Genomic DNA, 22841 nt, shown 5'->3' with positions numbered 1-22841 from the left:
GTAAGAATGAGAAAATAAAAGGAAGAGTTTTGATGATAATTAATTTCAAATAAATTTAATTAGTTTTGGAAAGCAATAATTAAATTTAGGATATTTAAAAATAAATTCTTATATTTAATATTAGTACTTAATATATATTGTATTAAGCAAATATAGTATAGGAGTATGATTAAAATGAAGTGGTATGAAGCAAACAGTATTGAAGAATTAAAGCAAATAGGAAATTTAAGAACTGTTAAAATGGAAATTAATAAAGATATAAAAAAATTAACTGGAAGAAAAAAATTAGATGGTTTTATAAAGATGGGAAGTAATAGTTGGAAAGGGCAATATGATAAAATAGTAGCATTAAAGAAAATAATTAATGTATTTAATGATAATGATGTACAATCTAGTGAAAATAATTTAAATTACTTTAAAAGTCAAGCTGATAAGTATATTTTTTGTTTGTTAGAGTTGGATGGAGAAGAAAGAATGAAACAGCTAAAAATATATAAATCACTATATGTAAATAAAAATGCAGCAAGAGAATGGTATATGAATATAGCGAGAAATATTCATCCAGATGTTTGTAAATCAGAAAAATCAGCAGAAGCTATGGCGGAATTAACAAGCATTTATAACAAGATGGTAAATCATGAATAAAAATAAAGAATTAGTAGTTATTAAATCTTATATAAAAGACATAAAATATAAAATTCCTAAGAAGGCAGAAGAATTAGATAAAATTACTGTTAAGAAAATATATAATGCCATTGGTAGTGGAATTGTAGATAATAAAGGTTTTATATGGTTTGATTGTAGTAAACTTCACACAATAATAAGAGTCAAAACTAAGAGTGATGCAGCGTATATTTTGGAGGGAATTAACAGTAAGTATAAAGCTAACTATAATAGTAAAACTTACGTTATATGGTCAAGTCTTGTTTCAATAATAGCTAAAAGAATAGAAGCAAATCCTAAAAATGAATATTTAAAGCTTATTTTTAGTATTTTAGAAGAAATAAATGAATCTAATGATATTAAGGTTTTACAGACTAAAGCAAAAGAGTTGCAGGAAAAGAATATAAAGAAACTTAAGAAGCAGAGAATTAATAGGTTTAAAATAGTAAAAGATGAGCTTACTAATAGGAAATTAGATAAGAAACTAGCGGAGTTTTCACACATAAGAAGTGTTTCGATGTATCCAGAGTTTTCGGAGTGTATATGGAATGGCTTTATAGTTAATAAGGAAACCCATAACTTAATAACTAGTCAGTGTATTAATGATGAAGATCAATTGTATAGTTTATGTTTTAAAAATGGATGGAATATTGACTGGTATGATGAATATAAAAGGATTGTAAATAGTTAGTTGATAATTTTCCTAAAATATATTGAGTTTATATAAATAATAATATAGTATCTATTAAAAATTTTAGATAAGAATTTAAGGAGTGGCAGTTTTATACAAAAAAGTTCTGCCTACTCTTTAATTAAATTTACTTAGTATAGTTATCTATAAAAGAAGAAAATTGAGCTTTAAATCGAGATAAAGCTAGGCTAGGTTTATGTTCTCTATAATCAACTATTATATAATTATATCCTTTTTTCTTAGCATAAATTTCTTTATTTAAGTCATTTTCTTTTTCTTCTATTAAAGATCTATTAGAAAAATAATCTACCTCTTCATAATGTTGAAGACCATGAACTTCTATTATTAAATTATAAGCTCCAACAAAAATATCATATTTCTTATTATTTTCTAAAGTAAGTTGAACAGAGTAATCTAAAGCAATACTATCTAGATAAGAGCATATTATTTTTTCACCCTTTGATTGAGAGCACTTAGGATAGCCTTGCTCTTGTAAAGTTCTAGCAGTAATACTTTGAAGAAAATCTTTATGACCATTAGTACATTTCCAAAATATCTTTTCCTTACTAGCATAAGAATAATTAGAAGGAGGTTCTATATTTTTATCAGACCATTCATTAAGTAAATGTGGAAAAGTATTAGTAAGAATATTTTTGTCATTTAATTTATTAATTCTAGTATCTTTTGAGATATTATCATAATAGCAAGAAATACAACCATATGTATCATAAATTTTGTAATTTATAGGTTTCTTGGTACTAGGAGCATGTCCACAACAAAAATCAATTTCAATATCTTCATTACTTCCTAAGTAAGGGGAAGTGCAAATATGTCCATTTCTTTTAATAATATTAAAAAAGTCAGATCGTGCTTTAATAAATTGACCATAATTATTACTAGATAACTCAACAAATCCACCATCAAAGGTTTCTAATAAAAAAAGCATAACTCCATCTTTTTTATATGTATATTTAATAAATTTATCTCCATTTTTTTCACAAGCTTTTTGTAGCATATTAGTATTAACAATAGTTTGGGATATAAAATTATGAGGAGTTGTATCAATTATTGCTCCTTTATATTTAATTGTAGTTTTAATATGTGTTCCTAAATATGATCCTAATAATATTGCATTAACTTTATTTAATGCTTTAAAAAAGGAGTTTCTACCAGAAATAAATAAATCATAAGCTCTACTACTCATTTCTAAAATATCATTAGTGTTATTTTTAATTAATGCTATAGAAGCACCATCATTTATATCTTTATATTTAATAAATAAATCACCATTTTTTAAACATTTTTCTTCAAAACTAATTGTAGATTTTACAGCTCTTTTGAATGATGGAAAATCCATATTAAAATGCTTGTCTTTATAATATATTACTGAAGGAATATTAAAGCCTAAGTATGGGCTCTTTAATATTGCATTGTTTTCAGAAAGAAAGGTAAAGAAAGTACTTCTGCTTTTAATAAATTTCATATAACTATTTTTAGTCATGGTTATTTCACCATTAGGAACTTTAATTAGTGCTGCTAATTGTGAATCATTACAATTAACATATTTAATAAATTTATCTCCATTATCTTCACAAATTTCTTCAAAAGATTTTGTTGAAGGAAGATAATGATTAATAAAAACTTGAGGAGAGGTTTTTATATCTGCCTCTTTATAATGTATTATTACTTCTTCCTTTGAACCATAATAATCACTGATTAAATAAGCATTATTTTCAGCTAAGATGCAAAGAAAGTTTTTGTACCAGTTTTGTGCTCTTTTTAGGGCAGCACCTTCCCCTATATATTTAAATTTATCCATATAAGTTCACCTATTATACTTTAATATTATCGAAATTATATCATAGTTTATAGAAATTATAGTAATGTAATTATTAGTAATTTATATTTAATTTAAGCATTTGTTTATGTTTTAAAATAAACATTCTTTAAACATAGCTAAATATTTTTATTATTAAAGAATATAAGTATTGAAACAATACTAAAATGAATACATATTAATTAGTATAAAAAAATGAGGAGAATGAGTATGTATTCCCAAAATAAAAAAGTGAAGCTTATGATAACAACTTTTATATTTTATTTAATAGCAGCTTTTATGATAACAGGATGAGCAGGAAAGACTTCATCATATTATGATTCTAAATCAAAATCAGAATCAGGAGTATCAATTGACATATTTAATTCTAAGGATGTAGATAAGGGAAGTAAACAAGGAATAATGATTACTTATGGCAAAAATCTATATTTTGCTGCTGGAGATAATAATTTTGAATACAAAAACGCTATTTATAAAATACCTTTAAAAAAGCTCACTGAAGATACTTCAAAGGTTATGGATGAAGATATCTCATGTTTTGATAAAGCTGAAATAGTTTATAAATATGATTTTGAAAAAGAAAATAATACAATAGATAGTTATATGATATTAGAGGTTTATTGTTATGATGATAATATATATTTTCAAGACTTAGAAGCTGTTGGTTCTAATAAGGCTAATTTATCTATATGTAAATTAAAGAGTAATGGAGAAAGGGAAATTATTTATCAAATCTATAATTCTATTGTATATGGAATGGGAAGCTGTTCATTAGAATTTAAAGAAGATTACTTCTATGGATATACTATACCATCTTTCCATCAGTAAAGTCTATTTCTTTATTGTTTAATTTTAAATAACCATAAATACCACCATCTAATGCACAAACCTGGCTATAACATTCCATAAAGTTTAAATAATTATAAAAGCCCATGATTCCAGGGTTAATTAAATAATCTTGCCAATAATAGAGATTACTAAAGTTCAATTTGCCAGATAATGAAGTGTTATCAAAATTAATATTTAATACAAGATGATTTAAAGAAAAAATATTATTGTTAATAGAAATAAAAAATCGAGCATTAGAATATGAAAAGTCTGTAAATGAAAACTTACAATAGTTAAAAAATTTATTTATATCATCTAGAATTTGAATGAAACTATGTCTATTATTTTGAGAATTTCCTATTGAAATTCCAGAATTATGGCAAAGGTATTTTTTTTATCTTTAGAAACAATTTTAAAATACCAGCTTTCAAAGAAGTTAGTTTTTTTATTTTTACCATGATAAAGATTAGGGTTAATAATTGATTTCATAGTGTCTCCATAAATTCATATTAGAACTTATTTTAATCAATAGTAGGATAAATATACAAATAAAGCAATATTTAATGAAATTGATGATAAGAAATTCAAAGTAATTCACAATGAAGATACTAATAGTGCTATAAGCTTAATCAATATTTTTACTTTAAGATTAGAGTAAAGTAAAAAAGTTAGAGAATATTTTTAAGATTTTTTTATTTATTTAATAAAATTAAAGAATGTAATAAAGATAAAATAAAACACAAGAATATTTGTAGTAAATTTTAATTACAACCATAATATACCATAAATATAAGGGCATTATTCGACATAAGAATAAATAATTTTATTATATAATTTAAATAGAACAAATAGTGTAAATAAACCAATGATTTATTTTAAATACATTAATGAAAAGTATTTGGAAAGTGAAAGAATATAAATTAAAGAAAAGGAATAAACGATATGATAAATATATTTGAAAACAATATCAGAAATCTTTGGAAATTTTCTGTTATTCCGGGAATAGAGGAATCAACTTTTAACAAAGTATTAGAAAGATTTTATGATTTGGGAATATCAGGACTTGTAAGAGAAAATATACAAAATTCATTAGATGGAAAGGTACCAGGAGAAAGTAATCCGGTAATAGTAACTATAAAGACTGGTAAAGTTAATAAAAATGACATACCTGGACTTGAAGATATAAAAGATAGAATTTCATGTTTAATAGGACGAAATAATTATACTAAAGAAACTATAGAGCATATGCAAAATAAAATGAATGCAGAAGAAATAGATTTTATTTCTTTTGAGGATTTTAATACAAAAGGATTAACAGGCGCTAAGAATGGACAAAGTTATGATCCTAAAGATACATGGGGAATATATGCATATAATAAAGGGGTCCATTCGGAAGAAGAGGATACTTCATTAGAAAAAGCTAGAGGCGGATCTCATGGTATAGGTAAGATAGCTTCTAATGCTGCATCAGAGTTACATATGATGTATTTTGCAAACTGTGATGATCAAGGGAATAAGCACTTAGGGGGAACAGTTCAACTTATAGAACATAAGTATAAAGAAAAATATTATCGTTCTACAGGATATTTTACCGATATAAAAAAGATAGAAAATAATGAAGAAAGATTTTATCCTTACGAAAATACATTTAATGAAGTATTTGAAAAAAATACTAGAGGTTTAAAAATTATTATTCCTTTCTTAAGGAAACAATTTAATAGTGAAAAAGACATTATTAAAAGTGTATGCGATAGTTTCTTTATTGCCATACTTGAAAATAAATTAGAAGTAATAGTAAATGATAAGACTATAAATAGAAAAACTATTAAAAAGTATATAACTGATAAGAATTACTATATTCAAGAGATATCAGAAATAAAGGATGAATTTACTCCTTTATATTTAAATACATATATGAATAATAAACCAAGTGTAATTAAAATTAAAGATATGAATAAGGAATATTGTTTTAAATTATATTTTAATTATAATGAAGCAATTACAAAAGGGCGTATGGCTATTATAAGAACTATAGGTATGAAAATAGAAGATAAAAAAATTACAGGGAATGTGAATAAGCCTTTTAATGCTATTTTAATACCAGAATCAATTGCTGAAGATGCATTTTTAAAATCACTTGAAAATGAATCACATACAGAACTTTCATGTGAACATATAAAAGATCAAGAGCTACAAAAAAATGCTAAAAGATTTATAAATAATATTTCAAAGGAAATGAAAAAGATAATTGAAGCTGAGATAAAGAAGAGTAATCCAACAGATGGAGTTATGGATACTAAAGAAATATTATATATAGTTGAAAATCAGTTTAAGCAAGAGCTTTCAGAATCATTAGGAACAGTAAAAATAAATAAAGGTGATAAAGAAAAAACTATAGTTAAAGTCAATCAAGATCTACCTAAAAAGAAAGAACCTAAAGATAAGAATGATAAAGATAAAAAGAAAGAGAAGAAGAAGCCAGTTAAAAAAGTTAAAAAGCCTAAAATAGAGGAACAGGAAAAACAAGATGATGAAGAAACTAGTATAGAAAAGCTAACAAGATATAATACTTATCCTGATAGAGTAAAAAGGCTAATTATAAGAGATAAAGAATATATAAAATTTGATTTTACAGATAGTCCTGAGATAAAAAATGCAAAGGTATGTGATATTGCATTAGCTGTTATTGATGGTATGGGTGAAGAATATGCTAATGAGTTTAATTTGAAAAATAATTATGAACACATTATTGATAAAGCTACAGAGGCAAAATGTAAGATAGATAACAATTTAATTAAAGATGTAAAGATAGTTAAAGGAAATGTACAAATAGAATTGAAGCTTAAAGATAATTATAATAAAGCATTAAAGTTTATGTACTATGTGGAGGTGTAATATGATTTATAAAAAAGATGCTAACTTTCCATATCCAATACTAACAAATAGCTCCAATAGTTATGAAAATTGCAGCTTTACATTAGAAGTTAATCTTGAAGAAAATACTAATGATTATATTTTAGAAATAAATTATGATATAACATCTACATTTATAACAAGATTATTAGAAAATGGACAAGCTATATTGATATTAGTAATTAAATCTAAGGATAATAAATTTTTTAATTTAGATTTAGGAGAAAAGGTTAAGCGTATTTCAAAATCAAGAATATCCTTAAGTAAAAGAACCACAATACAATTATTTATTCAATCTAAAGAAGATATAAGCTTTAGTGATAATGATGATTTAAGTTCTTTCTATAACGAATTTAAGGATGAAATAATTGTACCTAAAAATTCAATGTTAGGATTTTCAAATTGCCCAATGTTCGATGGAAGTATTGCTAAACCATTAGAGTTGTTTGAAAAGAAGGTTAATCCAAATTTAAAGTCTGATATAAAAATTGAAATTGGAAGTGAAACAATTATTATTAATTATAAAAATGAAGAATTACAGTTTTCTAGTATGTCTAATAGCAGTGCATTTAATAATCCGTATGTATATATGGGCCTTCAAAAAGCAATGTATAGGTTTATTGTAAATAATGGGGAAGATAATGAAAGTGTAGATATAGATGATATGGAGATTCCAGAAGATAGCTTAGATTTTAAATTATATAATCTTATGAAAAAGAAAAAAATTAGGGAGTTAAATATAGATAATATGGATGAAGTTATTTATTCTATATCAGATAAAGTTATAGAAAAATATTCGTCAGCAGTAAGGAGATTATATTCTGATGGAAATTAGATTATTAAAAAAGGGATATAAAAAGAATGATCAATTTTATAAAGATTTTTTAGAAGATCAAATAAGAAATAATGATGATTATTTTTCGGGAGAAATTGTACATATAGATGAAATACCAGATTTTCCAGTTTATATGGGTACGAGAAATGAGGAAGAAAAGAAAAAATTATTCTTTGAAGCATTTGATGTTATTTCAAAAAGTTATTTAAATACAGATAGGGATGTTCATTTTGAAGAGATATTTTGGCATTCTTTACTTTGTGTTTATAAAAGAGACTATTTATTAGAGAATTATCCTGATATAAAAGATAGTAGAAGTAAATTTAATAATATAGTAATAAGAGATTTTGATTGGGAAAATTATATATATAAATGTGTGTTAGGAGCACAGTATATAAACGATAATATTACTAAAAAGGAAGAAAGAGAGAAATATTATGAATATATAATTGATAATCTTGATTTATATAACTACATTATTAAATATGATATTTTTAGAAATGATAAGTTTTTATTGAATATATTAGATATTACTTATGAGTTAGGTTTATCTGATATATTAAAGTCTAAAATAAAGGGAAGACCTGAGTTAGGAAAAGATCCACGGGTGGGGAGATTTGTTATATTTGAATTTAATAAAAGTTATCCAGTAATAATGTCTCCTATGATGGATAAAGAAGCTTTGAAGAAACCGTTTTTGGAGTATTTGAGTTATTATTATGATATAAATTAAAAAATATAATTTTATATAGATATAAATTATTAGCATAGAATAAGGTGGAGAGAGTACTTATGTCTAGAAACTATTTATGTTATAAAAAAATTATATTGTTCACTATTAGAATAAAGGAGTAACATTATCTTTGCTTGTAAACAATAAATCAGAGTGTATATTTAAGTATAATGAAAATTACAACAATACTTTAAAAAGAGAGGATATAGCTTAGTCACAACCTAGGGTAATATTTATATGACCTAAATTCAACAATTACCAAAAAGAATCAATAAATTTTAGAGATTTATCATTTGAATTATGAGAAGTTAAGAACTTTAGTAATAATACAGTAAGATTTAATCATATAAAGGCTTCAAGAAGTGCTGAATTTGTTAATAATAGAAACTACGAGTGAGTTAGTTAAATTAGTAAATAAAGAAATCAGGGTATATAAAAATAATACTCTAGAAGAACTAAAAGAACTATATAATGAAATTAAGGAATATATCTTAGTTTAGATGGTAACATAGGTATTAAGTGTACAGAGTTGTATAGTGAGTTTAGACTAAATAATAAAAATATAGTAGATATATATCCTATAAAAAAGCAAATTAAAAGATGGTTTAATTGTAAATGGGGAAGTATTAATGATCACAAAAAATTAGTGAGAGATGTTTCTAAAATAGGACATTAGGATAATGAAGATTATTAAGTGATTCCAAGAGATAAAGATAAGTTAAATTATTTATTTGACTCAATTAAGCAAATATATAATCTTAGAATGGTGTAAATGGGAACTCATGATAAAATAAATACTAATAGTATTTTAAATTTAAAATTTAGATGCTAAATATCATAATAATAGAATTTTATGTAATATAATTAGTGGTTTAAGCTCTACTTTTAAAGTAGAGCTTTTTTATAAGAGAGATTTATATAGTGATATAAATATATGATTCAATAGTTTAGCATCTTATTATTTATAAGTACCCTGATACATTTAATAACATCATTATATGCTATAATATTCTATATAATAAAACATAAGTTTTAGGAGGAAAATGATGGCTAAGGATAAAAAAATAAAATTAGCATCAGGAGCAGAAGATAAATTTATCGAGCTTTTTAGTGAAGTTTTTGGTCCAGAAAAGACAGGAAAGTTATTAATTCAATATGGAATACAAGATATATATGGTAGAAATAGATATATAGATTTTGCAGTATTAACTGATAATGAAAAGATTGCAATCGAAATAGATGGGGAAGGTGTTCATGAACCAGGTAAGGTATCTCATGAAAAGTATTATGATGATTTATTAAAACAAAACTCAATGATTTATAATAATTGGAAAGTTTATAGATGGACTGATGGGCAACTTAAAAGGTTTACTGATAAAGTTAAGGATGAAATATATACCTTCTTAAGTGATGTAATAGAAGAAGGTAAAGAAGATTGTTTATTAAAACCTCAAGGAAATGTGTTAGAACTTAGAGATTATCAAGAAGAGGCTCTTAGTAGCTTGGAGAATATGAGAAAACAAGGTAATACCATTGCTTTATTATATCATGCAACTGGTATTGGTAAGACTGTAACTGCTGTTGAAGATGCAAAATCAGTAGGAGAAAGAACTTTATTTATAGCTCATACAAAAGAATTAGTTGAACAAGCTAAAGAAAAGTTTCAATTGCTTTGGAAAGATATTGATACTGGAACATATATGGGGGATATTAAGGAGAAAGATGCTTATGTTGTATGTGGATCAGTTCAAAGTATTTCTGCTAATATTGAACAGTTTAATAAAGATGATTTCAAATACATAATTATAGATGAAGCTCATCATGCATCAGCTAATACTTATGGTAAAATATTAGATTATTTTGAGCCAGATTTTACACTAGGATTAACTGCTACACCAGAAAGATCAGATGGTGAAGATATATTAAATATATTTAAAAATGTTGCTCATAAGATGGATTTAGAAACATCAATAAAGAGAGGGCATGCAGCAGAAATAAGATGTATAAGAATTAAGACAGATATAGATATTTCAGACGTAAGGATAAATGGTATTAAATATGATGCTAAAGATTTAGAAAGTAAATTATTTGTACCAGAAAGAAATAAAATTATTGTAGACACATATTTAAAGTTTGTAAAAGATAAAAGAACTGTAGTATTTTGTGCATCAGTAAATAATGCAGAACAAGTAGCAGATCTTTTTAGAGCAAATGGTATAAAAGCTGAAGCAGTATCTGGTGCTATGAAGCAGAGTAAAAGATCTAAAATATTAAAAGATTATGAAGAGGGAAATATAAAAGTATTATGTGCCTGTGATTTATTAAATGAAGGTTGGGATAGTCCCAAAACAGAAGTATTATTTATGGCAAGACCAACAATGTCAAAAGTTATTTATATGCAACAACTAGGACGTGGAACTAGACTTTGTGAAGGAAAGGAATATTTATTAGTATTTGATTTTATAGATAATGCTAATTTATTTAATGCGCCATTATCTTGTCATAGAATGTTTAATATTGAAGAATATGTTCCAGGTGCGTTAGTATTTGGACAGGGGGATAGAAAATTTATAGAAGCTGATTTTCTAAGAAGAGGAGAAAAGCCTGTAGAATTAATAGATTTACCAATTAATGTTTTAGATTATGAACATATAGACTTATTCAATTGGTATGATGCTGCTAAAGATATGATATCTCAAATAGAGTTTGTAAGAAGAGTTGATGTGCAAGCAGAGACTGTTTCAAGGTATATAAGAGAAGGAAAAATAGTAGCTGATTTAGAAGTACCTTGTAGTAGTAATACCTTTAAGTATTTTAAAGAAGAAACTATAAAGAAATATGCAGAAGAATTTGGATGGCAACTTATTAATGATACAAATATTAAAGAAAAATTTATGGAGTTTGTAGAAAAGATGGATATGGCATACTCATATAAACCAGTATTATTGAAAGCTATGCTAGAAGAATCAGATGATAAAGGCAGAGTTTTAGTTGAAGATATTATTGATTATTTTATTGATTTTTACGAAGATAGAAAGATTAGGGGATTACAAGCTGAAAAGAAGAGATCTCATTATAATGATGAAGTAATTGATAGAAAGAAAACTAAGACAAATATATTTTCTAATCCATTTAAGCGCTTTGAGGATATGCGATTTATGGAGAGATGTAGAGATATAGAATATGTTCAGTTTAATAAAGTAATATGGAAGAAGCTTTCTAGAGAGGAAAAAGTATGGATAGCTAATAGATGTGATGAAAGATTGAGATCGTATTATGGGGACTAGCATTTAATATTATTTAAATATATAAGATAAAAGGGGAAGATATAAATGGGTAAATATGCTGGAACAGTAGCATTAGCAGATATAAAATGTTATAGAGATAAAGATAGAACAGATTTAGTAGCAGAATTTAAAAGTTTTCCAGAGGTAAGAAGGTTTTTAAATGTACAGGCAGTTGGGGATAGTTTAGAAAGAGCAAGTGAAAGTGGAAAGCCTAGTAGAGGATATTATTGGAGAGTAGAAAATTTAAGATATGGAGCTAGATCAGAAGTGGATATGGAATCAGTAGTAGAAAAACATCAAGTACAAGAAACAATAATAGATGAAAAGCTAAGAAAATTTATAGAAGCATCAAAAGATTACATTAGTAAAGATAAATTTTTTGAAACTTTAGAAGATAATAAGAGTAAATTTATTGAAAGGTTCCCTTTAGATAAATTAATAGATATGCCCATAGAGGAGTATATTGTTCTAAAGGCAAATTATCCAGATACATATAATGATGTATTTACTTATTGGTTAGAGAGAAAAAAGGAAATAGGTGGAGCTATTGGTGGAGGTAATGCTTCTAAGTTTTATATCTATATGGATGCTACCGGAAAATATTGCATAGGATATGGAAATAAGAAAAGATATATTGAAGGTGATGAATTAAAGTATGAATATAATGATCTTATTTCTAAAATAGTAAAATCAATAGAGTTTGCAAGGGAAGACAATATAGAAGGAATAAAAGAATTAAATCCACCATTATGGAATATGGTGTTACTAAAAATATTATCAATTTATTTGCCAAATAAATTTATAGATGTTTATTCATCATCAGTATTAATTCCATTAGCAGAAATATTAAATTTAGATATAGATAAATCAGCAGAAAATATTGTAGAAATAAATTATTTAGCAACTAAAAAGCTTAAGGAAATGGATGCATTTAAAGATTGGGAGATGTTTAAGTTATCAAATTTTGTATGGGAAACTATTAGCAAGGCTCCAAGAAAAATAACTTATTGGGCTTTAGGACATAATTATGATGGAGATAATATACTTCCAGATTTAATAGAGAAGAATAAAATAGCAGTTGGATATTTTGAAGAAGACTTAAGTGATGTAATTATAAATAAAAGAACTTTGAAAGAGTATCTAAAGGAAAATAATTGTGATAATAATACAATTAAAAACTTAAGTAATTTTAGTGAGATAAAAAAAGATGATATTGTTATATTAAAAAGTTCTTTTACTAAGGGAGAAAAGAGAGATATTTCTGTTTTTAAAATATCAGCAGTAGCTAAGGTGCTTGAAGATGCTACTAGTGGGTATGAATATGATGAAAGGTTACATCATACTATTCCTGTAGAATGGATATCAAAAGAAGTTAGAGAAATTGAGGGAATAAATTATTTAGGTACACTTACTAAAATAAAAAATGAGAAAGTTTTAGATATAATTTTAAACAATATTAACTTACCACACGAGATAGAAGAAAATATATCTAATGAAGTAGATGAGTTAAATGAAGATAATAAGAATTTTATCTTATATGGACCTCCGGGAACAGGAAAAACTTATAATGTTATAAATAAAGCATTAGAAATAATTGATCCTGAAGGATATTCAGAAATAGCTGAAGATAATAGAGAGGCTATATTAAATCAATATAAAGAGCTTGTTGATAAGGGTCAAATTGCATTTTGTACATTCCACCAAAGTTATGGATATGAGGAATTTATAGAAGGTTTAAAATCGGATGGAAAAGGTAATTTTGTAACAGAAGATGGTATCTTAAAAAGAATATCTTATAATGCAGCTTATGAAGGGTTAAAAGAGGAGTATAAAGAAGATGAATTAAGTTACAATGATAAAAAACTTAAGGTTAATAATTATATTAATAAAGAAAAAGCTTTTAAAGAAGCAAAGAAGTTTGTGCTTATTATTGATGAAATTAATAGAGGTAATATATCAAAAGTATTTGGTGAGCTTATTACATTATTAGAAGAGGATAAAAGAATAGGGACAAGTAATCAAATTGTAGCTAATTTACCTTATACAAAGGAAAAATTTAGTCTTCCTAATAATTTATATATTATAGGAACAATGAATACATCTGATAAATCTATAGCTCAAATTGATATTGCATTAAGAAGAAGATTTATATTTGAAGAAATTATGCCTAATTATGAGATATTAGATGAAATTGATGGTATAGAGTTAGACAAGTTATTAATTGCAATTAATGAAAGGATAGAATTTTTATTAGATAGGGATCATTTAATAGGACATGCATATTTTGTTAACTGTAATTCGTATTCAGATATTATCAATGTAGTTATTAATAAAATAATTCCATTACTACAAGAGTATTTTTATGGAGACAATGAAAAAGTAGGAATGATTCTAGGGGGAATAGGATCATCTGAAGGTGATAAATATATTGTTTATAAAGAGGAAAAATCAGCAAATAAAATATTTAAGGGCTTCAAAAATATTAGTGATATAGGCTCTAAAGAATTCTTTAGAGTAAAATCTAATATTGGAATAGAGGAGCTTAAAAACATATATGAAGATTAAATATATAATTTTAAAAGAAGGTTACGATTGGTTAAGTATTGGTAGTGAAGATAATGAAATAACATCTTCTGAATATAGAGAGCTTTGTTTATATTTAAAGAAAAATATAGGTAATAAATCAATAGTATATGATTATAATAAAATTAAATTTATTAACTATGTTGGAATAATAAAGGTAAAGAATTTAATTATTGAGATATTGCCTAAGATATCGTTAAGTAATGACATAATAAAAGATAGGAAAATTCTTATGTTTATGCTTTCTAAGTGTAATAAACTATCTGTAGATATAAAAGAGTTATTAAATAGTAATATTCTAAATAATTCATTACTAGATATTTTGGCAAAAATATTCTCAAAAAAACTTTTAAGTGAATTGGAAAAGGGGTTATATAGAGAATATGTTTCTAAAGAAGAAGCATTAAGTATGATAAGGGGAAAAATTCTAATATCTAAAAGTATAAAAGAAAATACGATTAATAAAAATAAAATGAATTGTAAATATGATGAATTTACTGAGGATAATTTATTTAATGCTATTTTAAAAAGAGCTATTAATGTTATTTTACTTTCAACAAAGAATGATGATGTAAAGAAGGATTTAAGTATTATAAATAATGTTTTTAATGAAGTTTCAGATATGTATATTTCTAATAATATTATTTCAAATTATAGATTAAATAGAATTAATAATAGATTTTTAGAGTGTTTTACATTAGCAAAATTAATATTATTAAATTCAAGTATGGATAAATCATTAGGGAAAGAAAATGGATTTTCAATTTTATTTGAAATTAATTATTTATATGAGGAATACATTGGAATTTTATTGAAGAAAGTTTTTCATGACAGTAATATCAAAGTAAATCCTCAGGAAAAATCTAGATATTTATTATGGAATACTTTAAAAGAAAAAAATGAAATAGCATTAAAACCTGACATTGTTATATATAAAGATAATAAACCTAAGGTTATAATTGATACAAAGTGGAAGAGTTCATCTGTTAATGATAGGGAAGTTTACTCTCAAAGTGATATTTATCAAATGTATGCTTATATTACAACATATATAGAGTGTGAAGAATGTATTTTATTATATCCTAAAGTTAACAGTGATATTGAACACTCAAGGTGGAGCTTGAATCATGTTGATGGAAATAAGAAAATTTTAGTATGTGAAATTGCTTTAGATAATTATGAAAAAACAAAGAATGAATTATATGAATTAATTATTTAAGATAGTTATATTGATTTAAATTATAAAAGAAAAGTAGGAGAACTTAATGGAAGATAAGACTGTAGATTTTTATAATAGTAATTCAAAAAGCTATGTAGAAAGTACATTAGATATTGATATGAGTCATTTATATAGTGACTTTTTAAGTGAAATACCAAGTGGAGGAGCAATTTTAGATTTAGGTTGTGGCTCCGGTAGAGATAGTAAAGTATTTATAGATAAGGGATATAAAATAACGGCAGTTGATGGTTCAAAGGAGTTAGCAAAGCTGGCTTCAAGAGTTATTGGACAAGAAGTTATAGTTAGTAAATTTGAAGATTTAAGATTAACTGAAAGTTATGATGGAATATGGGCATGTGCTTCGTTACTTCATGTTAATAGAAGTAATATAGTTGATGTAATTAAGAATATATCTTGTAATTTAAATAGAGACGGAGTTTTTTATATGTCTTTTAAGTATGGCAATAATGAGTATATTGATGATAAGGGAAGATATTTTAATTGCTATACAAAAGAAAGCTTTGAAGAAATGATTAAAAATATTCCAGAACTAATAATAAGAAAAATTTACAAATCAGGTGATACTCTTGGTGGAAGAAGTAACTTAGAATGGTTAAATGTTTTAATAACTAAGTAAGTATAATGTATATAATGATGATAAAATAATATGTTTATAAGAAGGAATATAGTTGTAATTAGAGCTGATATTGAATATACAAGTTTCTTTGGAAAAAGAATTATATATAAGTATAAAGAACTAATCGAATAATTAAATTAATAAAAGAAGTGAGAAATAAAGATGAATAAGTTAGAAAAGTAAATGGAACTTGAAAAAGAAGCATCTAATATTATATAAGGAGATAAAGGTATATGGTACATGAAATTGATTATAAGATACATGGTAGTGAAATGCAATTTGTAGAAATAGAGCTAGATCCTAATGAAACTGTTATGGCAGAAGCAGGAGCCATGATGATGATGGATAATAGCATTGTTATGGAAACTGTTTTAGGTGATGGTAGTGAAAAAAATAGTAGGGGATTATTTGGTAAAATAGGAGGAGCTGCAAAAAGAGCATTAACAGGTGAAAGTATTTTTATGACTGCTTTTACTAATATGGGATATGGAAGAGAAAGTGTTGCTTTTTCAGCTCCGTATCCAGGGAAAATACTACCTATGGACTTAACAGTCTTAGGAGGAGAGTTAATTTGTCAGAAGGATGCATTTTTATGTTGTGCAAAGGGAATAAGTCTTGATATTGCTTTTACTAAAAAAATAGGAGCAGGTTTTTTTGGAGGAGAAGGTTTTATACTTCAAAGGCTTCAAGGAAACGGATTAGCTTTTATTCATGGTGGAGGAACTATAGTTAGAAAAACACTTATGCCAGGACAAATTTTAAAGATAGATACTGGATGTTTAGTAGCTATGACTAAAAATGTAAGCTATGATATACAATTTGTTGGAGGACTTAAGAATAGTATATTTGGTGGTGAAGGATTATTTTTTGCAACTCTTAAAGGCCCTGGTGATGTATGGATTCAAAGTTTACCATTTAGCAGATTTGCAGATAGAATTATATCAGCAGCACCACAGCTTACTAACAACACAAAAGGCGAAGGAAGTATTCTTGGAGGATTAGGAAATTTATTTGAAAGTTAATATAAGTGTAAAATAATATAGAAATGTATTGATTTTAATTTTTAATATATAGGTTAAAAAGGCAGTAATATGATTAATTTTATATTACTGCCTTTAAGTATGTGAAAATACTATATTGATAGCTATATGACCATCATTGTTAGCTTTATAAAGAATACATTTAGAATTTAAAAAATATAGTATAAAAGCATACAAAGATGTTCTTGCCTAACTATAAGGAGTATTTAATTCTTATATATCTTTTGTTGATCTAAATATAGTGAAAGATTTATGATTCTTAATTAAATAGTATTTAATTAATGATATTGAAAAGAACGAATAAATATAGATTTTATAATAAAATAACTACTTAATAGAAGCGTAATATTTATTTAGTAATTGATCAATAAAAGTGAAGTAAAGTTTATATAAGCAACATATTTATTGTATAAATATGTTGCTTATATAAACTTTTAGATGAACTATTGGATATTTATTTAGTAATTTAATATAAAGTTGTAAGATTGTGTAATATTAAGTATTGTGATAATATATTGATTAAAGTATGGAAAAGGATTTAGAAATTATGGATAAAAAAAAGTTAAGTCAAGAAGAATGGTTAGAGGTATACATAAAAAGTGCATATAAAAAACTTAAATCATACTCTTATTATGAAAAAAGAAATATATATTTAAAAGAGAGAATTGTTGAGTTTGAAAGTGAAAATGAATTTAATATAACTAATATGGATAATTACTTTAAAAAATTAGCTAGAGAAATAATTGAGATAAGTAAAGTATCATCGAAAAATAGAGATTATAAAAATAGTTTTCCTGTGGATGCTAAATTAAGAGTACTACCTAAAAATCTAATAGATAGAGAAATAAAAGAAGAAGGTATAATAACGAATAAAGTCATGGGAGAAAATAGCTATATTGATAAAATAATACATTTTTATGATTTGGATATTAAAACCCAAATTATAGGAGTAGTGTGGATTTTATTAATAGGGAAAGAGTTAGAAAAAGAGTATAAAGAATTTGCTGCAGGAAATATTCTTGATGATAGCATGTATTTAAATAACTTAAAATTGTTTAAGCCATATTATACTATGTATGAATCATGGAGAGATGATGGGATAAGCATCGTTGAAGAGCAAATGAAAAATAATAAAAGAACTATAATGTTATCATTAGATATAAAAGAATATTTCTATTCTATAAATTTAAAAGATAAAAAATATGAAAATGAAATATTAGAAAAATATAATTATATAATTGAAAAAAAATATGGAAAATTTAAATGTGAAAACTATTTGAAACCGTTTGAAGTAATTAATGATATTGTTTTTAATGTTATAAAAGGGTACTCAAACACTATATCATCTAAAATACATGAAGTGAAATTTAATAATAAAGAAGATAAAAATTTAAAATTTAGATTGCCAATAGGGTTTTTACCAAGTAATATTTTAGGAAATTGGTATTTAAAAAATTTTGATGAAGAACTTACAAATAAATTAAATCCACTATATTACAAAAGGTATGTTGATGATATATTAATAATTTTCAATGCGGAGTACATTAAAGAAAATGAAGATAATATTCATAAATATATCTTTAATAATAAATTTTGTAAAAATGAGATTTTTAAAAAGTCTATTTATTTTGTAAATAATAAAAATCAATGTAATGAAATAGTACCGTTAGAAGATAAAGAGGCTTTGGAAGAATGTATAAAAAAGATAAAAAGAATTAATGTTCAAGATAAAATAAAAATATTAAAAAATATTTATGTAACTTATAAAAAAAATATTAGTAAAGAAGAATTAAATGAAGAATTTGAGAGGTTTTTACAAGAGGATAAAACACAAAATTTAATTTATTCAAGTTGGGATGAAAAAAATATATTAGAAAAGTTAATAAAGTTAGTTAATGATAAAAACAATGTAGATAATGAAGAAAATATTAAAGAGTTAATAGATAAAATAAATATTGATGGAAATGAAATTAAAACAATATATCTTCTTAATAATTATATTAGTGAGAGTGCTTATCTTGTAATACAGGATTCAAAAGTAAAAATTTATGATTTTAAAAAAGAAGGTTCAAATTCATTAATTAGAAGTTTTAAAGAAGAATTAAGGAAGAATGCTAGTGTATTTAAGTTTTTACCTGAAAGATATGAAATTATAAGGAATTTTGATAATGAAGTATATAAAATAGATTATAAAGATACTATTCATAAAATTTCAAGTGTTAATGATATTAATGTAAATCCTTATGATTTATCCAAGTTTTTAGCAAGAATAATATATTCAGATAAATTGGAGGATAGTTATAGTACAAAAGATGTAGATGAGAAAATATTAGGAATATTTGAAAGTAGGGCAGCAATAAAATATTATTTTTTATGGGATAAAGTTTTTAATTATTATATGTTAAATAAAAAATATAGTTATATATTTAAAATATTTAGAGCCATCAATAAAAATATAGATGAAATTGATATTCAAATAGATAATACGTTAATAAATAAATTTTATTATAGAGAAGAAAAAATGATTAATTTAAGAAATGATTTAAAAACATATCTTAAAATTGTTATTGCACTAAACTATTCTTTAGATGATGGACTATTTATTTCAAAATTTAAAGAAAAAAAAGATGAAGATTATTATAATAAGATAATTGAAAAAGGTTTAAATACTACAAATGATTTAAGCAGATATGATAAGTTATTATTTAAATATGAAAAAATATATTCTTTAAAAGAGAACATTAGAAAATCTAATATGCTAAATCATTCCTTAGTAAGAAGTTCATTAATTAATTATTGTTATAACAACTATTTAGAATATATTAAAAGTAGTAATGTTTTAGTATATGTTGATTTTTTACATGAAGCTAATGAAAAAATAGAAATACATTCTGATTTAAAAAGTTGTAAATTTTCAAATATAGAGTATAAAAAATCTTTTGATTATTTTATTGATTATTTTTATAACACAGAATCTAATGAATGCAGTAATGATAATGTATATGTGTTAAATTCTAAATGTGAAATAAGTTGTTTAAATAAAGATAAAGTAGTAGGTTGTAAGAAAGAAATTCACGAATTTGCTAAGGTATATAATCCCAGAGTTGTGCATTTCCATGAGTGTATTTTATATGAAATCAATAAGTTAATAGGGCAGGGGAAAATTGTAAGTAGGTGTGAAGAAATTATAGGTAGTAAAAAAATATATAATTCATTAAATAGATTAGATGATACAGAAAAATATGAATTAGAGAATGAAGAAAATACTATTAATAAGTATTTAAATTTTAATGATAGTAATGATGAATACACCATAGTACCTAATATAAATAAAAATATAAAAGAACTGGTTAAGGAAAATAAAGAAAAGAGAGAAAATATAAAAAAATTAGATTATTTAAGATATTTTAATAGAGAAGAATATCTTTTTACTCAACAGGAAAGAGTTATAAATATTTTATCTATAAATAAATATGAAAAAAAAGACAAGCTTAAAATTGCAGTAATAAATATGAAAATATACGATAAGGACTTAGAAAACAGTTTTAAGAAAATATCACAAAATACAGAAAAAAAATTAGAAAAGATATATTCTTTATTAAATCAAGCAGTTAAAGAAGAAGCAGAAATGATAATATTTCCTGAAGCGAGTATTCCGTTTAAATTATTAGAAGTACTATCTAATTTTAGTAGAAAGCATAATGTTGTTATTATTTGCGGATTAGAGCATATTGTTTATGATAATAAATTATGTTGTAATTATATGGCTACTATAATACCATATAAAACTTGCTTGTCTAAAAAGTATAATAATTATTACGCTAATTCTATCATAAAATTAAGATTAAAAAATCATTATTCACCTAAAGAAAAGGACTGGGTATTGGGGTATGGATGGAAACTTCCAGAGCAAGGAAAAGATTATGAAAAAGAATATGATTTAATAAGGTGGAAAGGAATAGATTTCTCTTCATTTAGTTGTTTTGAGTTGGCTAATATAAAAGATAGAGCTTTGTTTACTTCATATGTAGATTTATTAGTTGGAAGTGTACATAATAGAGATATAAATTATTACTCTAATATCATGGAGTCTTTAGTTAGGGATGTACATTGTTATTGTGCACAAGTAAATGACTCTACATTAGGGGATAGTAGGATTATTAAACCGTCATCAACTTATGAAAAAAATATATTGCAAATTAGTGGAGGAATAAATGATACATTGCTTGTTGGAGAAATTGATATTAGAGCTTTAAGAGAATTTCAAATACTTGATCATAATCTCCAAATGAATGAAAGGAATTTTAAAGCTGTACCACCAGAATTTAATTGCAATAATGTTAAGAGAAGAGATGGATTACCATTTTAAAGGGGATCACAGAATGTATTATAAAAAAATTGATGATTTAAGAAAAAAATATAATAAAGTAATAGGATTAGTAAGTCCATCTTTTAAATTTTACTATTCTTTAAGAGATGAGGCGAATTACTTGTCAAAGGATGAGAATAAAAATAAGCGAATTCATAATAGAATAATATCTGAAATTATGAAATATTTTTATTTAACAATAAGTATTTTTATATTTACATTTTTCTCTTTATTAAATCTTAGAAGTAGAATTATTCATAGTTATCAAAATGATATTAATTTTTTGATTTCAAATATTATTTTTTTTATTACGTTTATTGCACTTCCATTATATTTAGTTTTCTACTTATCTAGAAAAATTAAAAGTAAAGTTGAAAAAATTGAAGACATTAAAAATATAAGGTATTTAAAAAATAAAGGAATATTCTTTTTACTTAAGATGATAAAAAATATATATATTATAATTACTATATTAATAATAATATTAATATATCATCCAATTTATTTAGATTTAAACAATAACTATATATATGTAATAACTGTAATTGTATTAGCGTTTTATGGAATTTCTAGACCTATCCACTTTTTTGTAGTATTTATCCCAGATATTTTTAAAAAATTTGAAAATGGTGTATTAGAAAATAATTCACAGAAATTAAGATTAATTTTAATAGCAATTGGAAGTTATATAAATATTATACTAGATTATTCAATATTATTTTATATATGTAATAAAATTAACAGTATTTTTGGAGAAAGAGTATATTTTGAAGGTGTCACAAGCATATTTGATATGACATATATCTTACTGGGAAATGGAGAATTTTTAAGTGATAATTTTATTTTAAAAGTATGGTATGTAATAATGCAAATAACGATAGTAGTACTTATAAGTGGAAATTTAGCTATTTATTTATCATCAGAAGTTAAAAATTAAAAATAGATATAATATAAAATCAGGAATTGTATAAGCATCTAGTTAAAAATCTATCGATATTAAACTTACAAAATTAAATGTATTTATCTAAAAAGGTATTTATTTAAAATAACTAGTTGAATTCAGATTAATTTTTAAAGGCTGAAAACCTCAATAATAGGGAATTATGTGAAAATAAAAATATTTGGTAAAATGATAAGAGATATTTGAAAATTATGATTAAAGATTTAATTTTCAATATATAAGTTGAAAAAGGCAGTAATATGATT

The 22841-nt window shown here is 24.2% G+C and carries 14 protein-coding genes; 13 read left to right on the top strand and 1 reads right to left on the bottom strand.

Annotated features, from left to right (window positions below):
• Positions 1-174 precede the first annotated feature (174 nt).
• Both HMPREF0216_RS17495 and HMPREF0216_RS08715 read left to right on the top strand, forming a co-directional pair.
• The gene (locus HMPREF0216_RS17495; protein WP_051040683.1) at positions 175-645 is read left to right on the top strand and encodes a hypothetical protein; all 471 of its coding nucleotides are present in this window, start codon (positions 175-177) and stop codon (positions 643-645) included.
• Positions 638-1354, top strand: coding sequence for a hypothetical protein (locus tag HMPREF0216_RS08715; RefSeq protein ID WP_005213663.1), 717 nt, complete (start codon positions 638-640; stop codon positions 1352-1354). Before HMPREF0216_RS17495 ends, HMPREF0216_RS08715 begins: the two co-directional genes overlap by 8 nt.
• A 127-nt stretch (positions 1355-1481) precedes the next feature.
• On the opposite strand, the gene HMPREF0216_RS08710 is transcribed toward HMPREF0216_RS08715, so the two are convergent.
• Positions 1482-3173: a zinc-ribbon domain-containing protein gene (locus HMPREF0216_RS08710; protein ID WP_005213661.1), complete on the bottom strand. Its 1692-nt coding sequence runs from the start codon at positions 3171-3173 to the stop codon at positions 1482-1484.
• A 420-nt stretch (positions 3174-3593) separates the two neighbouring features.
• On the opposite strand from HMPREF0216_RS08710, the gene HMPREF0216_RS08705 reads away from it, so the two are divergent.
• From HMPREF0216_RS08705 to HMPREF0216_RS08645, 11 genes are all read left to right on the top strand, one after another.
• The gene (locus HMPREF0216_RS08705) at positions 3594-4019 is read left to right on the top strand and encodes a hypothetical protein (protein WP_005213659.1); all 426 of its coding nucleotides are present in this window, start codon (positions 3594-3596) and stop codon (positions 4017-4019) included.
• A 942-nt stretch (positions 4020-4961) separates the two neighbouring features.
• Positions 4962-6914 carry a hypothetical protein gene (locus tag HMPREF0216_RS08695; protein ID WP_005213653.1) on the top strand — a complete coding sequence of 651 codons (1953 nt, stop codon included), beginning with the start codon at positions 4962-4964 and terminating at the stop codon, positions 6912-6914.
• A gap of 1 nt (position 6915) precedes the next feature.
• Entirely contained in the window at positions 6916-7767 is an 852-nt protein-coding gene (locus HMPREF0216_RS08690) for a hypothetical protein (protein ID WP_005213651.1), read from the top strand.
• Entirely contained in the window at positions 7757-8500 is a 744-nt protein-coding gene (locus HMPREF0216_RS08685) for an OTU domain-containing protein (protein WP_005213649.1), read from the top strand. Before HMPREF0216_RS08690 ends, HMPREF0216_RS08685 begins: the two co-directional genes overlap by 11 nt.
• Before the next feature lie 1046 nt (positions 8501-9546).
• A complete protein-coding gene (locus tag HMPREF0216_RS08675; protein WP_320414740.1) occupies positions 9547-11787 on the top strand; it encodes a DEAD/DEAH box helicase in 2241 nt (746 codons plus the stop codon).
• A gap of 45 nt (positions 11788-11832) precedes the next feature.
• Complete coding sequence (locus HMPREF0216_RS08670) at positions 11833-14352, top strand: McrB family protein (RefSeq protein ID WP_005213641.1); 2520 nt, start codon at positions 11833-11835, stop codon at positions 14350-14352.
• Positions 14342-15589, top strand: coding sequence for an McrC family protein (locus HMPREF0216_RS08665; RefSeq protein ID WP_005213640.1), 1248 nt, complete (start codon positions 14342-14344; stop codon positions 15587-15589). The genes HMPREF0216_RS08670 and HMPREF0216_RS08665 overlap by 11 nt, the downstream gene beginning before the upstream one ends.
• A gap of 46 nt (positions 15590-15635) precedes the next feature.
• Positions 15636-16226: a class I SAM-dependent DNA methyltransferase gene (locus tag HMPREF0216_RS08660; RefSeq protein ID WP_005213638.1), complete on the top strand. Its 591-nt coding sequence runs from the start codon at positions 15636-15638 to the stop codon at positions 16224-16226.
• A 233-nt stretch (positions 16227-16459) separates the two neighbouring features.
• Complete coding sequence (locus tag HMPREF0216_RS08655; protein WP_005213637.1) at positions 16460-17248, top strand: TIGR00266 family protein; 789 nt, start codon at positions 16460-16462, stop codon at positions 17246-17248.
• 565 nt (positions 17249-17813) lie between these two features.
• On the top strand, positions 17814-21635 hold the full coding sequence (locus HMPREF0216_RS08650; protein WP_040419489.1) for a hypothetical protein: 3822 nt from the start codon (positions 17814-17816) through the stop codon (positions 21633-21635).
• Between the two features lie 13 nt (positions 21636-21648).
• Positions 21649-22572, top strand: coding sequence for a hypothetical protein (locus HMPREF0216_RS08645; RefSeq protein ID WP_040419487.1), 924 nt, complete (start codon positions 21649-21651; stop codon positions 22570-22572).
• Positions 22573-22841: the final 269 nt, after the last annotated feature.

Source organism: Clostridium celatum DSM 1785 (genome assembly GCF_000320405.1).
Classification (GTDB): domain Bacteria; phylum Bacillota; class Clostridia; order Clostridiales; family Clostridiaceae; genus Clostridium; species Clostridium celatum.
The sequence above is the reverse complement of the archived record's forward strand: the minus strand, read 5'-3'. Positions and strand labels throughout refer to the sequence as shown.

What these genes read in the sequence shown, in the direction of transcription:
- HMPREF0216_RS17495 (WP_051040683.1), top strand. Translation starts at nt 175, where the DNA reads ATGAAGTGGTATGAAGCAAACAGTATTGAAGAATTAAAGCAAATAGGA.
- HMPREF0216_RS08715 (WP_005213663.1), top strand. Translation starts at nt 638, where the DNA reads ATGAATAAAAATAAAGAATTAGTAGTTATTAAATCTTATATAAAAGAC.
- HMPREF0216_RS08710 (WP_005213661.1), bottom strand. Translation starts at nt 3,173, where the DNA reads ATGGATAAATTTAAATATATAGGGGAAGGTGCTGCCCTAAAAAGAGCA.
- HMPREF0216_RS08705 (WP_005213659.1), top strand. Translation starts at nt 3,594, where the DNA reads ATGATTACTTATGGCAAAAATCTATATTTTGCTGCTGGAGATAATAAT.
- HMPREF0216_RS08695 (WP_005213653.1), top strand. Translation starts at nt 4,962, where the DNA reads ATGATAAATATATTTGAAAACAATATCAGAAATCTTTGGAAATTTTCT.
- HMPREF0216_RS08690 (WP_005213651.1), top strand. Translation starts at nt 6,916, where the DNA reads ATGATTTATAAAAAAGATGCTAACTTTCCATATCCAATACTAACAAAT.
- HMPREF0216_RS08685 (WP_005213649.1), top strand. Translation starts at nt 7,757, where the DNA reads ATGGAAATTAGATTATTAAAAAAGGGATATAAAAAGAATGATCAATTT.
- HMPREF0216_RS08675 (WP_320414740.1), top strand. Translation starts at nt 9,547, where the DNA reads ATGGCTAAGGATAAAAAAATAAAATTAGCATCAGGAGCAGAAGATAAA.
- HMPREF0216_RS08670 (WP_005213641.1), top strand. Translation starts at nt 11,833, where the DNA reads ATGGGTAAATATGCTGGAACAGTAGCATTAGCAGATATAAAATGTTAT.
- HMPREF0216_RS08665 (WP_005213640.1), top strand. Translation starts at nt 14,342, where the DNA reads ATGAAGATTAAATATATAATTTTAAAAGAAGGTTACGATTGGTTAAGT.
- HMPREF0216_RS08660 (WP_005213638.1), top strand. Translation starts at nt 15,636, where the DNA reads ATGGAAGATAAGACTGTAGATTTTTATAATAGTAATTCAAAAAGCTAT.
- HMPREF0216_RS08655 (WP_005213637.1), top strand. Translation starts at nt 16,460, where the DNA reads ATGGTACATGAAATTGATTATAAGATACATGGTAGTGAAATGCAATTT.
- HMPREF0216_RS08650 (WP_040419489.1), top strand. Translation starts at nt 17,814, where the DNA reads ATGGATAAAAAAAAGTTAAGTCAAGAAGAATGGTTAGAGGTATACATA.
- HMPREF0216_RS08645 (WP_040419487.1), top strand. Translation starts at nt 21,649, where the DNA reads ATGTATTATAAAAAAATTGATGATTTAAGAAAAAAATATAATAAAGTA.